The sequence below is a fragment of the Nocardia sp. NPDC004860 genome, assembly GCF_040609015.1.
GTDB lineage: Bacteria > Actinomycetota > Actinomycetes > Mycobacteriales > Mycobacteriaceae > Nocardia.
In genome coordinates, this window is sequence record NZ_JBEXJI010000025.1 from 103,920 (window position 1) to 118,121 (window position 14,202).

The following is a 14,202-nucleotide window of genomic DNA, read 5'->3' on the forward strand; positions in this document are numbered from 1 at the left end:
AGACTTCTCATGAACGAGAACACGATTCAGCACGATCCGGCTGCGGAAGCCGACCGGGCGAGCGCCGAGAACGTCGACATGAGCGCCGACGCCGCGCAAACGAGCGCCGCAATCATCGAATCGGATGCCGAGACCAGCAGCAGTGCTGCGAACAAGGCCGCCATAGAAGCGGAGCAGGCCGAGCCTGCCGACACCGAGGCTGCGCAGGCGCCCGCCGGAGCGCCCAAAGCCGCTGCGCGCGTAAGGAAGTCGCGGCTTCCGCGAGGACCCGTACTGGGCAAGCGCGGCCGCGTCGTGGCCCGGGCCGCCGTGGTACTCGCGCTCGCGGGGTCGATCGGCTCGAGCTTCGTCTTCCAGCAGCAGGACGCGCACCACCGCGATCTGCTCAACGCCCAGGAGCAGGCCCGGGCCGCGGCCTGCAAGTACGCCCCGCTGCTGGCCACCTACGATGCCAAGAATCTCGACGCCTACTTCACCGCCGTCCTGGACGGCGCGACCGGCGACTGGCGCAAGCAATTCGACTCCACCAGCAAGGATCTGCGGGACGTGCTCACCCAGGGCCAGGTGGTGTCCAAGGCCACCGACGTGCAGTGCGCGGTCCGCACCGCCGACCGCGATTCCGCCGAGGCCATCGTGGTGATCGGGCAGACCATCACGAGCCTCGGCACCCAGGGCAAGCCCGCGCCCGGGCAGCTGTCCATGGTCATGCGGCTGGAGCGGTCCGGCGGCCGGTGGCTGGTGAACAAGGTGAATTCGCCGCTGGCACAACAGCCGCAGTCGTGAACCGCGCCACCACGCCCGCCTCCGACCCGGGAGCGCGGGCGGTGCGGCGACGCCCCAAGAACCGGCGGGCCCAGATCGCCGCGGTGTCGGCCGCGGAGTTCGCCGCGCTCGGGTATCACCGGGTGCGCATGGAGGACATCGCGGCCCGGCTCGGGATCACCTCCGCCGCGCTGTATCGGCACTACCCGAGCAAGTACGCGCTGTTCGCGAGTGAACTGCTGCGGCTGGGCGCACTGACCGTGGCCGCGGTGCGCCTGCCGCCGGAGGCCGCGGCCTGGCCCGCGCGGCGACGGCTCGGGCACGCGATCGACGGGATCATCGCGGGCACCATCGCCAACCGGACCACGGTCGGGCTGGCGCGCTGGGAGTTCCGCTACCTCGACGACGCCGACAAGCGCACGGTGGACGGGAACTTCGCGACCGCTCTCACCGCGCTGGGCGGCCTGATGGGTGAGGTGCGGCCCGAACTGTCCGACCACGCGCGGCGGGTCCGGGCAGTGGGCGTCTTCAGCACGGCGAGCGCCCTGGGCGATCACCGCATCACCCTCGGCGCGAAAGCCACGGCCGCCCTGCTGAATTCGGCCTGCTGGGCGCTGGTCGAGGCCGATCTGCCCGCACCCGGACTCCCGGCGGCCGCGCTGCGCGCGGTGGAGGTACCGCCGATACTCGAGCACGAACTGCTGCTGCATCGGGCGATCCGGCTGTTCTACGAACGCGGCTACCCGAATGTCAGTGTCGAGGACATCGCCACCGCCGCGGGCCTGCCCTCGCCCTCGGCGGTGTACCGCTACTACCGCGGCAAGAGCGACCTGCTCAATGCCGCGTTCCGCCGGGCCGCCGACCGCATGTCGGCGGTCATCGGCCCGACTCTGGCCGAATCCTCCGGTCCCGCTGACGCTCTGGCCAAACTCGTCGACATGTACGTGGCCGGAGCGTTCGACGAACGGGAGCTGATCTTCGTCTACTTCGCCGAATTCGGCCACGTCCCCGACGACGAACGCGCGACACTGCGGGTCGTGCAACGTCTCGTCGTCGCCGAATGGGCGGCCCTGCTGGCCCGGGTCCGCCCCGAGCTCAGTCGCGCCGAGGGGCACATTCTCGTGCACGCCGCCCTCGGGCTGGTCGTCGACTACGGCCGCGTCTTCGGCGACGACGAGCGAATCTACCCGCGCCAGTGGGTGATCCGCCTCATGGAGTCAGTCCTCTTCGGCCGCGTCGCCCTCTGACATGCCGGGCAACCGGGGATCACCGGGCCTGGGAAACGGTTCGATCGTGCCAGGCGGCCTTCGCCCCGCTGTCCCCGATGCGATAGACCTGCACGACGGATCCGACCGACACGGCGAGGGCAGCCACCGCGACCATGGCCGCGATCGCCCGGCGACCGGAGACCGCATCGACCCGCGGCGCCCGCCGCCGCAGGAGGTCCCGCGCGCGCTCACTGTGCATCGCCCACCACACGGTGGCGAACACGAACGTCGCCGCCGACCAGACGATCAGATCGTCACCGAGGTGAGTGTGGACGCGCAACAGCGGATCTCGCGACATGTGGTGTTCGAGCCATTCACCGGAGTGGGTGGTCAGCGGCACGAACACCAGGGTGAGGAAGGCGACCCCCGGCAACAGCACGCCGATCCGGCGCCGCGCCGAAGGCCACAGCACCGCGGCCACGACGAGTAGTGCGGTCACCGGCACCAGCACGACCACAGCGTGAACGAAGAGAACGTGGGCCGGTAGCCCATTGATGGTGGTGGGTCCCATGATGATCCGCACTCTCCTGTCGTGACGTCGGCGGTGAGCCTACGAAGCCGTACTCGAGGTTTAGCGGAACGTCGCTGAGAGGATGCTGTGACCGATCACCCGACCCGGTGGGCCGCCGCTACGACACCGGCAGAGCGGATGTCGCGACCACCAGGCCGAGGTCGCCGTCGTAGCGGCGGTAGAGCAGACGGCCGCGGCCGTCCCCGGCGTCGGTGAAGAAGAGGAAGGGCAGGCCGTAGCCGCACAGGCGGAGGGCGGCGGCCGACTCGGTGAGGGTGCGGGTCGGGTGGGGGTTCATGGTCAGTGGGAGATGCTCGAAATCGCGAGGCGGGCATGCCCGGCGCTGGCGGGCCATCCGGACGCCCAGGGGCCCGGCCCAATACACGATGGCGTCCTCGCCGGTGTCGAGGTCGGTGAAGAGGTGGGCGTCGTAGTCCAGGGCGTCCATGGTCGCGACGGCGGCCGCCGGGTCGCACCGGTGTGGCACGCAGTGCTTGCGGCGGACGATGGGGCGCTCCTCGCCGATGGTGACCAGTGGCGCGCGGTCCGGGTCGGGCGCCCAGCGCGGGGGTGCTTGCGCCAGTTGACGATTCAGCGCGCGGTCGAGGCGTTCAGCGGCGAGGCGGACGACGACAGTGCCGGGGCCGTGGATCTGGCAGCGCATCGCAGTCCCGGCGACGCACAGGTTGACCTGCGCGACCGACGTGCCGGCGACGTGGGCGTCGCGGGTGAGCCGCAGGCTCGCGCTGCCGGCCAGGCCGTGGCGGCGCAATACCTCCGCGAGCTCGGCGCGAGCCCGGTCCATCTCCTGCCCGGAAATCGTGCCGTCCACGATCACCTCGACGACCGGTCCCGCCATAGTGGCGACCTCGTTCGCATGCACGCTGCACGACCTCCTGGTGGTGATCGACCCTGATGTCGACGCTCCCATGTCAGCACCGGTCACTGCGGCGCAAACAGGGCCGAAGGTCCCGGGATCACATGGCGAGCCGCACCTTTCACCGATTTCGAGATCCAAGTCCCGGTCCGGTGAGGACCTTCGGCTCTGTCGCCGGCGGGCGCGGCGCGGAACGGTGGGCGGTGGCCGCACGGCCCTCACTCATCGGACAGGAAGGCGGACAGTACTCGTGGCGCGTGAGCTGACGCAGCGGGAGATTCTCGTGGAACTGGAGCCGGTCGCCGGGCAGGCGCTGGACCGGCATCTGTCGGTGTTCAAGGATTGGCATCCGCACGATTACGTGCCCTGGGACGAGGGGCGAAATTTCGCGCAGCTCGGCGGAATCGATTGGGATCCGGACCAATCCGGGCTCTCCGAGGTGGCGAAGGCCGCGCTCATCACCAATCTGCTCACCGAAGACAATCTGCCCTCCTATCACCGCGAGATCGCCGAGAACTTCTCCCGCGACGGGGCGTGGGGCACGTGGGTGGGCCGCTGGACCGCGGAGGAGAACCGGCACAGCGTGGTCCTGCGCGACTATCTGGTGGTCACCCGCGGCGTCGATCCGGTCGCACTGGAGAACGACCGGATGACCCATATGACCAATGGTTTCGCCGCGCCCGTCGATCCGGGCACCGCGGCCGCGCATGCCGGTTTCCTCTACTCGGTGGCCTATGTCAGCTTCCAGGAGCTGGCCACCCGGATCAGCCACCGCAACACCGCCGAGGTCTGCGCGGACCCGGTCGCCGACCGCATCATGCAGCGGCTGGCCCTGGACGAGAACCTGCACATGATCTTCTATCGCACCCTGTGCGGCGCGGCCCTGGACCTCGTGCCCGACCAGGCCATGGCCGCCATCGACCTGATCGTCGAGAACTTCCGCATGCCCGGCACCGGCATGCCCAACTTCCGCCGCCACGGCGTCCTCATGGCCAAGCACGGGATCTACGATCTGCGCCAGCACTACGAGGACGTGCTGATGCCGGTGCTGCGGCACTGGAATGTCTTCGGCCGCACCGACTTCGGGGCCCAGGGTGAACAGGCGCGAGAGCGGCTGGCGCGCTACCTCGACAATCTCCACCAGGTGCAGATTCCGCGTTTCGAGGAGCAGCGCGACCGCTCCCTCGCCCGTGAGCGCGCCCGCGTCTGAGCGGAGGGGTCAGGCCGGGGTGACGATCTGGATCAGATTCCCGCAGGTGTCGTCGAATACGGCGGTGGTGACGGGTCCCGCCGCCAGCGGCTGCTGCGTGAACGTCACCCCGAGACCGCTCAGCCGCTCGAATTCGGCCCGCACATCCGGCACCTGGAACGAGGCGGCCGGAATGCCGTCATCGACGAGCGCGTCCTTGTAGGGCTTGACCGCCGGATGCTCATCCGGTTCGAGCAGCAACTCCGCGCCCTCCGGATCCTCCGGCGACACCACGGTCAGCCAACGGGCCCCCGGGCCCAGCGGCACATCATGCTTCTTGGTGAAGCCCAGTACCCCGGTGTAGAAGTCGAGCGCCTTCTGCTGATCGTCCACGAACACGCTGGTGATGTAAATCCGCACGGCCCTTACCCTTTCCTGTGCACCGGCCACCGTTCCTGAATGGCGGCCAGCGGAGTCGTATCGAGGTGGTGGAACTTGTACCTGCCCTGCTTCCGCGTCTCGACCAGCCCGGCCTCCTCCAGCACGGCCAAATGCTGCGACACGGCCTGCCGCGTCAAACTCAGCTGATGCCGCCCACTGAGCCGGGCACAGATCTCGAACAGCGTCTGCCCATCCCGCTCGGCCAATTCATCGAGAATGATCCGCCGCGTGGGATCGGCGAGGGCCTTGAAAATATCGCCCACCACCCGACCATAGGCAAGTCACCACTTGCCTGTCAAGAACGCCCCGCCGCCCCCACGATTCATCCCGGACCAGCAAGAACCCAACGATTCCGGATCAACTACACGCCGGAGAGGTCTGATTACCCAACGACAGCATGTTGCACAACCACTCCTTCTGCACCTTCCACCTGCCACCCTCGGCGACGAACGGCACGACCGCCCGCTGCGGCTGACCACCGCTGATCGATGCCTCGGCATCAGCGGTCAGCGTGCCGTTGCCGAGGTCGACGACATCGGTAACGGTGAGGTGGCGTTGCTCTGCTTGTAGAAATCGGCAAAACGTTGCGGCCATCCGGGATCGGATTTGAATCGACGGCGCGGACTTGAAACTGACGTTGGGTCAGGATCTAGCGTCGGGGGCGACTGCTAGAAGGAGGAGCTTGTGCCGAGAATCGATCAGATCGAAGTTGGCTACTGGGTGGACACTGCGCGGATCACCAAGGTGTTCAACGGCTATTTTCGCGCTCTGGACGAAATGTGTTTCGACGTAACACGTTTCGAGCAGATCTTTGCCAGCAATGGGCGAATCGTGCGGCCGAACGGGGTGGCTGTGGCGGGGCCCGCGAGTATCGCGGGCAGTCATGCGGTGAGCTTCGCTCGCTTCGACGCCACTCAGCATCTGCTCAGCGGTCATGATGTCGCGATCGACGGTGATACGGCCGACGTGCGGGCCAATCTTGTTGCGATACATCTGTGGAAGGGCATGCCGGTCGAGTCGAGCATGCTCGAGCGGTCGTTCACGGCAGGCGGCGTCGTTACCGCGGATCTGGCCCGCACCCCCGATGGGTGGCGTATGACCGAAGTGCGGAACCGCATCATCTGGCGTGCGGGACACTTCGGGGACATGATCGAAACCCGCTGACGGCGGGAATGCGCCCGGTACCGCGGAATGACGGTGGTCGAACGGGTTTCACGAGGGTGCGGGCGGGCCGACGGTTATCGGCGGTGCGGGCGTCAGTCGGCCGCGTGGACGACCATGACCGGGCAGTGGGCGTGCTGCACCAGCGAGTGCGCCGTCGACCCGAGCAGCAAGCCCAGGAATCCCCCGCGGCCGCGATTGCCGACCACGATCAGCTGTGCGTGCTTGGACCAATCCTGCAGGTGCGCAGCCGGAGCGGAGAAGTGGACGCGGCGGACCACGGTCACATCCGGGTACTTCTCCTGCCACCCGGCGAGCCGCTCGGCCAGCACCGACTCCTCGACGGCTTCGACATCCTCGAGCATCGGAGTCGGATGATCGCCGGCGAAGATCCCCGCACTCCAGTCACTCCAGACGTGCACCGCCACCAGGTCCGCGCCCCGCTCCGACGCCTCGGCGAACGCGGCGGCGATGGCGGGCTCGCTCACCGGGCCGCAATCGATGCCGACCACCACCGGACCGGAATCACGAACGATGTTGTCCGCCTGGTGATCCGGGCGCACCACGAACACAGTGCCCGTCGCGTGCGAGGCGACCGACAGCAGCGTCGAGCCCAGATGCGCGAAGGTTCCGGTGGTCCCGGTGGCGCCGAGCACCACGGCGTAGGCGCGGGCGCTGAAGTCGATCAGCAATCCCGCGGCGGAATCGTTGAACAGGTGCGCCGTCACCTGCAGATCGGGGTGCGCGGCCCGCGCGGTCTCGACCGCATGCCGAACCACGTCCCGGCCCTTGGCCTGTGCAGCGTCGATCACCTCGGGTGTCACCACCGCGTACGGGCCCATCACGGCACTGGTGCCCACCAGGTCCAGCCCGTGGACGACCTGCAGCGTGCGTCCCCGGCGCGCCGCCAGGTCGGCTGCCCAGCGCAGCGCGATGTCCGATCCCGACGACCCGTCCACGCCGACGACCACTCCCGCGGAGACCAGTCGGTGCGGATCGTCGTATTCCTGCTCAGCCATTGCCATCTCCCGGCGGTGCGGTTACCGGGCGGCGGATCGCCGCCCACCCTCACGGTATGAATCACCGGGGTGCCGGCACTGCGGCCGATGGTCATGGGACCGGGGGTCCAAAGACCGCCCCGCCGCGGGCCGATGGTCGCGGGCGGCGATCGGCGGCTACTCGCCGGCGGTCTCGTGCTCGCCGTCGCACCACTGCTCGGCGGGGACGCTGACCTTGACCTGGTCGATGTGCTCGCCGCAGCCGGCCCAGGTGATCTTGCCGCAGTCGCAAGGGGTCGGTTGACACATGATGGTGGTCCTCTCGGGATCGGTCGGGTCGGACGGCGTCGTCGGATCGGCACACCATCCGAGACGCGGCAGCGTGGATGGTAGCCGGAGCGTCGCTCACCGGAGCGGCTCGGCCCCGATCGATGCCCGCCCGACCAACCGGATACCGGTCACCAGCGTCGGCTCGATGGCCACGATGGTGTCCATGTTCCCGTCCGCCCAAGGCTTTACCAGCGCATCGTAGCGGGCCACCAGGTCCGGGTCGGTGATGGTCCGCGCGATGCCGGTCACCACCACCGACCAGCCCAGCCGGGTCGTCCGATCGATGTCGTCGGCCTCGTAGGCGACCACCACGTCGGAGTCGGCGCGCACCGTCGAGGTGAGCCGCGAGGTCAGCTGGGTGCGCACGATGACGGTGTCCCCGTCGAGGATGTGGTTCACCGGCCGGATCGCAGGCAGCGCATCGCGGGTGAAGACGACGCGGCCGAACGGCACACCGGACAGCAGGCGCAGCGACTCGACCCGGGAGAGGTTCACCACGCGGCGCGCGACCTCGTCGACCCGGAAACCTGTCATGCCGCCATCTCCCGTCATCGGTTCACTGGGCGTACCAGCCTCCATATGACCATCGAATTCCCGCGCCCGACAGGGCCTTAGGTCCTGTCCCGAGCGCGAACTGCGGTTCTACCCATGTCGACAGGACTTTCGCCTCTGTGGCCCGAGCTGTCGCGCGCCGGAGTCTGAGGAGACACCCTCGACAAGGAGAGACGCGATGACCTATCGAATCGATCTGTGCGAGACGGCGGCGCAGACGGTGATGCGGATCCCCCTCCAGATCCGGCCGGACCGGCTCAGCGACACCATAGCCGCCGGAGTGGAACGCATGACGGAAGTGGCAGAGCGGGCCGGATTGACCGCTTCCGGCGCTCCCACCCTGACTTTTCATCATGAACTCCCCGTCGAGGACACCATCCGGGTCGATTTCGGGCTGCCCATCGAACCCGCGCCGAACCTCGGGCCCGCGTCCGGGGCACAGCTGGTGGTGATGCCGCCGATGCTGGTGGCGCGCACCTGCCATCGCGGCGGCTACCAGGGACTCGACGCGGCCTATCGGGCGCTCGGCGAGTGGGTGCGGCAGTCGGGATGCAAACCGATCGGGCCGCCCACCGAGGCGTATCTGATCGGACCCGACGAGGTCAGCGACCCGCGACAGCTGATCACCGAGATCCGGGTGCCGGTCGCGCCCGCGCCCGCGATCACCACGCACATGGACGGAAACTTCGCCGACGCGGTCGAGCGCACCCGGGAGTCGCTGCGCTGCCAGGGTTTCGGTGTCGTCGCCGAGATCGACCTGCGCGCGATCCTGCGGGAGAGAACGGGTGAGCACCTGGATGACTACCTCGTCCTGGAGGTCTGCCATCCCCGGCTGACCGCTCGAGCCCTCGCCGCCGACCGGCAGGCCGGCCTGCTACTACCGTGCCGGGTCGTGCTGCGTGGCGACGACACCGGGGTCGTGGTCGAGGCGGCCGATCCGGAGGTGCAGGCCGGCACACTCGCGCAGCCGGCCCTGAACGCCATTGCCGCCGAGGCACATCGGCTGCTCGCGGCGGCGCTGGACGCGCTGCACCATCCGGCAACGGCGGCCGGATGAGCCGATCGGGGCCTTCGCCGCACCCGCCGCGCCGCAGGCGGAAACTTCCGACGGCCCAAATACACTGTGGGTGAGCGGTATCCCAGCTTCACCCACTCCGGACCCAGGACGCCTCCAGATGACTGCCCTCTCCGACGACTCGTATTCGGTGCGAAGCACGTTGTCGCAGTTGCGACTGCGCGAACTGCTGACCGAGGTCAAGGATCGGGTCGATCAGATCATCGACGCCCGCGACCGGATGGACGGTCTCGTGGAGGCCATGCTGTCGGTGACCGCCGGACTGGATCTGGACCAGACGCTGCGCACCATCGTGCGCACCGCCACCAGCCTGGTCGAGGCCCGCTACGGCGCGCTGGGCGTGCGCGGCGTGGACGCGCATCTCACCCAGTTCGTGCACGAGGGCATCGACGACGTGACCGCCGAATCCATCGGCGACCTCCCGGCCGGGCGCGGTGTGCTGGGCCTGCTGTTCCACCAGCCCGAGCCGATCCGGCTCGACGACATCGCCAGTCATCCTGCGTCCGTGGGCTTTCCGGCCAATCACCCGCCCATGCACACCTTTCTCGGGGTGCCGGTGCGGATTCGGGACGAGATCTTCGGCAACCTGTATCTGACCGAGAAGAAGAACGGGCTGCCCTTCAACGAGGACGACGAGGTGATCGTCCAGGCGCTGGCCGCGGCGGCCGGCATCGCCATCGACAACGCGCGGCTCTACGAGTCGGCCCGCACCCGGCAGGCGTGGATCGAGGCGACCCGCGACACCGCCACCGCGTTCCTGGCCGGGACCGCCGCCGATGACGTGCTCGCGCACGTGGTCGAGCATGTGCGCACGCTGACGCAGGCCGAACGCGCCTTCCTGGCCGTCGACGACGATCCGGATATGCCGGCGGAGGAGGAGCTACGTATCGCGCGCTGGGCGGGGCCCGGCGATGGGCCCAGTAGCCCGGTCGCCCGTACCACCGGCACCGCGATCGGGCGGGTGTTCACCGAGGGCACCCCGCTGAGCTTCGACGACGCGTCCGGCATCGATCTCGGCAAGCCGCTGTCGGATCCCGGCCCGACCCTGATCCTCCCGCTGCACGCCCAGGGCTCCACGTTCGGCGTGCTGGTCATCGTCCGCCCCATCTCCGCTCCCCCGTTCTCGGACGAAATCCTGGAATTGGCAGCGGCTTTCACCGAGCAGGCGGCCCTGGCCATCCAGCTGGCCGAGGCCCAGCAGCGGGTGCGCGAACTCGACGTCCTCACCGACCGTGACCGCATCGCCCGCGACCTGCACGACCACGTCATCCAGCGCCTCTTCGCCGCGGGCCTGAGCCTGCAGGGCACCATCGCCCGCACCCGCGCCCCCGAAATCCGCCGCCGCCTCACGGATGTCGTCAACGACCTGCAGGATGTGGTGCAGGAAATCCGCACCTCCATCTTCGACCTGCACGGCGGCAACGGCCAGACCCCCGGCCTGCGTCAACGCCTCGAACACGTCATCGCCCAGCACACCGCCGACATCGACCTGCGCACCTCCCTGCGCACCTCCGGCCCCCTCTCCGTCGTCGCCCCCGTCCTGGCGGACCACGCCGAAGCCGTTGTCCGAGAAGCGGTTTCCAACGCCGTCCGCCACGCCGACGCCCACTCCCTCGCCGTCACCGTCGACGTGGCCGACGACCTCACCATCACCGTCTCCGACGACGGCACCGGCATCCCCGACAACATCACCCCCAGCGGCCTCTCCAACCTCGCCCGCAGAGCCCAGGAACTGGGCGGCACCTTCACCATCCTCCCCAACCCCGACGACACCGGCACCCGCCTCCGCTGGTCGGCCCCACTCCACTGACCGGCCGCCTCGGAACCCATCGGTCCGAGGCTTCCTCGGGCATAACGGTCCTTTGGTCGGTTTTTCTCTGCTAAGACCTGTGGATCGTCGGTGAAAGGTGAATATGTTGTCTCGCTCTGTCATTCAGCTTCGGTCGATTCCGTTGGCGGTGGCTGCGGCGGCGGTTGTCGTGATGGCGCCGGGGGCTGCCGCGCTGCCGACCGGATCGTCCGATCTGCCCACTGGGACGTCCCAGAGTTCGACGGGGACGCCACCGGTGGCGGGGACGAGCGTCTCGACGGCGTACGGGTCGATCGGGGTGTGGATGTTGCAGTCCAATGGGGATGTCGCGGACTGGCTGGGGCAGCAGTATCAGGGCAAGTCGTTGTTCGAGCCCATCGATGTGCTGCTGGTCGATCGGACCTCCGCCACGGCCGATGCCGCCACTTCGAAGCTGACGAACCAGCTTTCGGCGGCGGGGTTTCCGGTGCGGTGGCTGCACAGCACGGGATATCAGGGGCGCATCAATGGTCAGCTCTACGCGCAGCAGCCGCCGGACGGCAGTGATTCGGCCTTCTCCGACGCGATCGCGATCGAAACCAATGACCACGGCAGGGTTTTCGGTCCGGCCCCGCTGCCCGGCGGCGGATTCGTGTGGTCGGCGGCCTTCAGTCGCGAGAAGTTCGAAGTGGTCACCCATGCCTACGTGTCCTTCACCCAGGCCCGTGACAACGTCCGCACCGCGGTGCTCGCCAAGGGCGGAACCGATCTCGGGACGGTGCCGCTGGGCAACACGTACAACACCGCCACCGCCTCCACCGGCGATCACGACGGCACTGCGGTGGTCCTCGGGTTGAACTGACTGTCAGCGCCCGGCTTCGGAACCGATCCCGAGCCGGGCGAGTCGGGGCACCTCGATCGGGACGGCCGATGTGAGGCACATCGCGGTACATACCCCTGGGGGTATGGTAGCTTTGGGTTCATACCCCATGGGGTATCCGCGACGCGGCCGATCGGACGATGCCGCGCTTCGCCGAAGCAACCGAAGGAGTAGCCATGTCCGCACCGACCGACGTCGCCCACGCCTCGCCGCACGGCAAGGCCGTCCTGAACGAGCTGTCCCCTCTCCATCGGGAGCTGCGGCGTGCGATTCCCGAGGTGTACAAGGGTTTCGGCGAGCTCAGCAAGGCGGCGTTCGCGCCGGGCGCACTGGATCGCAAGACCAAGGAGCTGATCGCGCTGGCCATCGGGGTGGTCGAGGGCTGCGACGGCTGCATCGCCTCGCACGGTCAGGCCGCGGCCCGCGCCGGTGCGACCAGACAGGAGGCCGCCGAGGCCATCGGCGTCACCTTCCTCATGCACGGCGGCCCCGCCACCATCCACGGCGCCCGCGCCTACGAGGCGTTCTGCGAATTCGCCGACGCCGTCGAATCCGGCGAATCCCCCGCCTGACCACCCTGGAGAAACCACCCATGTGCCATCCCGCCCGATGCCGGACCTGCGGCAAGACCACCTGGTCCGGCTGCGGCGCCCACGTCGCCCAGGTCCGCGCCGCCGTACCGGCCGACCAGTGGTGCCCGGGTCATCAGGACAACACCCGCGACAATTGGATCCGGCGAATCCTCACCCGCTGATCAATAACTTCAACTTTGTCGCCAGTTGCCGACGAGCAGCAGATCTGGCATGCGTTCGCGTATCTGCTGATCCGGCTGCCCGCCGCACTGGACACCCAGATCCAGCGAGACGCCGATATCAGCCATTTCGACACCTGGCGCTGTCGGCACTGTCCTCGGATCCCGAGGGTGCGCTGCGGATGAGCAGGCTCTCGCATTTCACGGGCGGTTCGCTGTCGCGGCTGTCCAACGTGGTCGCCAAGCTGGAGAAGCGCGGCTGGCGGTCGCCGCCACGCAGGCGGTACCGCCCGCCATGCAGGCCGCGGGCGCCGGCACACTGCTGTTCACCACCGGCGGCGGCGTTGCGGACCGGTCGGATTCTGTCACAAGGTCGCAGCCTCCCACCGGATCCGTGACCCGGGAGGCGCCTGGTCGTCGCCGAGTTCTTATTCGACCCGCGAAGAACCGTCATCACAGGCGGCGACGTGTTCGGGTCAGCCTCTGACCGGCTGCGCACTGGGCTGGAGTGCCTGCAGCAGCGCGGATTTGATGGGATCGCGAGTCGTGGCGATCAGTGCGAAGGTCGCCTGCCGGACGAGTCGCTCCGCGGTGGCGCCCGCGACCGCGGACCGGCTGCCGGAGCAGACGACGCCCGCCGCGGCGGCATTCACCGCGGCGTGCGCCATCTCCGCGCGCAGGGCGTGGGTGGCGGTGATATCGCCGATCGCCCGGCTGTAGCGCTCTCGCAGACTGGCGAGCTGGGCCGCGTGCGGGGCGGCCTCGGCGCCGAAGTCCTCCAGGAATCGCACACTACGCATCAGCACGCCCAGGACCAGTCCGCCATTGACCCAATCGCTCAGCGCGACACCGCCTTCCGGTCCATCGGCGACGGCCTTCACGTCGAGCACCTGCTCATCACCCGCGAACGCACCGTCGAAGGTCAGCCTGACCGTGGCACTGGCGTCCGCGGCGATCAACGAGAGCCGTTCAGCGCGGATGTTCTCCGTCTCACGCACCGGAACCAACAGCGTCACCACCGATTCGGTCGCACCGTCACGCATGCGCGCGGCGGTGGCGACCGCGTCGATGTAACCCCACCCGGTCACGAAGGGCGTCGTACCGGTGAGCAGGTATCCACCGTCGACAGGTTCGGCGAAGAGGGTCGGCTCGGTCCGAGTTCCGGCGTAGGAAACTCCGCAGCGATGAGCACCGCTCATCATGTCGGCGAGGTACCGCTCACGCAGCTCCTGATTACTGCTGGCCACGAGCGAGCGCAGCGCACCCAGGTGCTGTGCCCACACGAATCCCGTTGCCAGGCAACCGCTGATGACGGTCGCGGCGGTATCGATCAGGATTCCCGGTGCCATGCCGTCCGACAGCGGAAACCCGTAGAAACCCCGTGCCGCGAGCGCTTCGAAGTTCGCGGGCGGAATCAGCCCGCCGCGATCGACTTCTGCCGCCCTGACCTCGAGCACCTCAGCGGTCAGCGACTCGGCTTCGCGTACCCAGTCCTTGCCCATGCGAACCCCCTGTAGACTCCCGATCGCCCTCCACCACAACGGGTTTCGAGGAACGAACTACCGGGGCGATACTACGTCAGAGCGGTGGCGCACCGAGTACAGCCCAGGGGTCGCCA

The 14,202-nt window shown here is 68.5% G+C and carries 18 protein-coding genes; 9 read left to right on the top strand and 9 right to left on the bottom strand.

What is annotated here, in order from left to right:
• Nucleotides 1-9: 9 nt before the first annotated feature.
• Together ABZV44_RS33890 and ABZV44_RS33895 are read left to right on the top strand one after the other, a co-directional pair.
• Complete coding sequence (locus ABZV44_RS33890) at nucleotides 10-783, top strand: hypothetical protein (protein WP_354845498.1); 774 nt, start codon at nucleotides 10-12, stop codon at nucleotides 781-783.
• Complete coding sequence (locus ABZV44_RS33895) at nucleotides 780-2,009, top strand: helix-turn-helix domain-containing protein (protein WP_354845500.1); 1,230 nt, start codon at nucleotides 780-782, stop codon at nucleotides 2,007-2,009. Before ABZV44_RS33890 ends, ABZV44_RS33895 begins: the two co-directional genes overlap by 4 nt.
• A 19-nt stretch (nucleotides 2,010-2,028) precedes the next feature.
• Here ABZV44_RS33895 and ABZV44_RS33900 read toward each other — a convergent pair whose 3' ends face one another.
• Together ABZV44_RS33900 and ABZV44_RS33905 are read right to left on the bottom strand one after the other, a co-directional pair.
• Complete coding sequence (locus ABZV44_RS33900; RefSeq protein WP_354845503.1) at nucleotides 2,029-2,541, bottom strand: DUF2231 domain-containing protein; 513 nt, start codon at nucleotides 2,539-2,541, stop codon at nucleotides 2,029-2,031.
• A gap of 118 nt (nucleotides 2,542-2,659) precedes the next feature.
• Entirely contained in the window at nucleotides 2,660-3,424 is a 765-nt protein-coding gene (locus ABZV44_RS33905; protein ID WP_354845505.1) for a sigma 54 modulation/S30EA ribosomal C-terminal domain-containing protein, read from the bottom strand.
• Between the two features lie 244 nt (nucleotides 3,425-3,668).
• Here ABZV44_RS33905 and ABZV44_RS33910 point away from each other — a divergent pair, with 244 nt between their 5' ends.
• A complete protein-coding gene (locus ABZV44_RS33910; protein ID WP_354845508.1) occupies nucleotides 3,669-4,628 on the top strand; it encodes an acyl-ACP desaturase in 960 nt (319 codons plus the stop codon).
• 9 nt (nucleotides 4,629-4,637) lie between these two features.
• Here the strand turns inward: ABZV44_RS33910 and ABZV44_RS33915 are convergent, their stop codons facing one another.
• The 3 genes from ABZV44_RS33915 to ABZV44_RS33925 all read right to left on the bottom strand — a co-directional run bounded on the left by ABZV44_RS33915 (nucleotide 4,638) and on the right by ABZV44_RS33925 (nucleotide 5,642).
• Nucleotides 4,638-5,027 (bottom strand): VOC family protein, encoded by a 390-nt coding sequence (locus ABZV44_RS33915; protein ID WP_354845511.1) that lies wholly within the window; start codon nucleotides 5,025-5,027, stop codon nucleotides 4,638-4,640.
• A 5-nt stretch (nucleotides 5,028-5,032) separates the two neighbouring features.
• The gene (locus ABZV44_RS33920; protein ID WP_354845514.1) at nucleotides 5,033-5,311 is read right to left on the bottom strand and encodes a metalloregulator ArsR/SmtB family transcription factor; all 279 of its coding nucleotides are present in this window, start codon (nucleotides 5,309-5,311) and stop codon (nucleotides 5,033-5,035) included.
• A gap of 94 nt (nucleotides 5,312-5,405) precedes the next feature.
• On the bottom strand, nucleotides 5,406-5,642 hold the full coding sequence (locus ABZV44_RS33925; protein ID WP_354845517.1) for a hypothetical protein: 237 nt from the start codon (nucleotides 5,640-5,642) through the stop codon (nucleotides 5,406-5,408).
• Between the two features lie 90 nt (nucleotides 5,643-5,732).
• On the opposite strand from ABZV44_RS33925, the gene ABZV44_RS33930 reads away from it, so the two are divergent.
• On the top strand, nucleotides 5,733-6,212 hold the full coding sequence (locus ABZV44_RS33930; protein ID WP_354845520.1) for a nuclear transport factor 2 family protein: 480 nt from the start codon (nucleotides 5,733-5,735) through the stop codon (nucleotides 6,210-6,212).
• A gap of 92 nt (nucleotides 6,213-6,304) precedes the next feature.
• Here the strand turns inward: ABZV44_RS33930 and ABZV44_RS33935 are convergent, their stop codons facing one another.
• The 3 genes from ABZV44_RS33935 to ABZV44_RS33945 all read right to left on the bottom strand — a co-directional run bounded on the left by ABZV44_RS33935 (nucleotide 6,305) and on the right by ABZV44_RS33945 (nucleotide 8,071).
• Nucleotides 6,305-7,228, bottom strand: coding sequence for a universal stress protein (locus tag ABZV44_RS33935; RefSeq protein WP_354845523.1), 924 nt, complete (start codon nucleotides 7,226-7,228; stop codon nucleotides 6,305-6,307).
• Nucleotides 7,229-7,384: 156 nt separating this feature from the next.
• Complete coding sequence (locus ABZV44_RS33940; protein ID WP_354845525.1) at nucleotides 7,385-7,516, bottom strand: hypothetical protein; 132 nt, start codon at nucleotides 7,514-7,516, stop codon at nucleotides 7,385-7,387.
• A 96-nt stretch (nucleotides 7,517-7,612) separates the two neighbouring features.
• Nucleotides 7,613-8,071, bottom strand: coding sequence for a pyridoxamine 5'-phosphate oxidase family protein (locus tag ABZV44_RS33945; RefSeq protein ID WP_354845527.1), 459 nt, complete (start codon nucleotides 8,069-8,071; stop codon nucleotides 7,613-7,615).
• 196 nt (nucleotides 8,072-8,267) lie between these two features.
• On the opposite strand from ABZV44_RS33945, the gene ABZV44_RS33950 reads away from it, so the two are divergent.
• The 5 genes from ABZV44_RS33950 (at nucleotide 8,268) to ABZV44_RS33970 (ending at nucleotide 12,587) form a co-directional block, all read left to right on the top strand.
• A complete protein-coding gene (locus ABZV44_RS33950; protein WP_354845529.1) occupies nucleotides 8,268-9,146 on the top strand; it encodes a DUF302 domain-containing protein in 879 nt (292 codons plus the stop codon).
• A gap of 118 nt (nucleotides 9,147-9,264) precedes the next feature.
• Nucleotides 9,265-10,974 (top strand): GAF domain-containing protein, encoded by a 1,710-nt coding sequence (locus tag ABZV44_RS33955; RefSeq protein WP_354845531.1) that lies wholly within the window; start codon nucleotides 9,265-9,267, stop codon nucleotides 10,972-10,974.
• Between the two features lie 256 nt (nucleotides 10,975-11,230).
• Nucleotides 11,231-11,815 carry a hypothetical protein gene (locus ABZV44_RS33960; protein WP_354845534.1) on the top strand — a complete coding sequence of 195 codons (585 nt, stop codon included), beginning with the start codon at nucleotides 11,231-11,233 and terminating at the stop codon, nucleotides 11,813-11,815.
• 194 nt (nucleotides 11,816-12,009) lie between these two features.
• The gene (locus tag ABZV44_RS33965) at nucleotides 12,010-12,405 is read left to right on the top strand and encodes a carboxymuconolactone decarboxylase family protein (RefSeq protein WP_354845536.1); all 396 of its coding nucleotides are present in this window, start codon (nucleotides 12,010-12,012) and stop codon (nucleotides 12,403-12,405) included.
• Nucleotides 12,406-12,425: 20 nt separating this feature from the next.
• A complete protein-coding gene (locus tag ABZV44_RS33970) occupies nucleotides 12,426-12,587 on the top strand; it encodes a hypothetical protein (protein ID WP_354845539.1) in 162 nt (53 codons plus the stop codon).
• Between the two features lie 473 nt (nucleotides 12,588-13,060).
• On the opposite strand, the gene ABZV44_RS33975 is transcribed toward ABZV44_RS33970, so the two are convergent.
• A complete protein-coding gene (locus ABZV44_RS33975; RefSeq protein WP_354845542.1) occupies nucleotides 13,061-14,086 on the bottom strand; it encodes an acyl-CoA dehydrogenase family protein in 1,026 nt (341 codons plus the stop codon).
• Nucleotides 14,087-14,202: the final 116 nt, after the last annotated feature.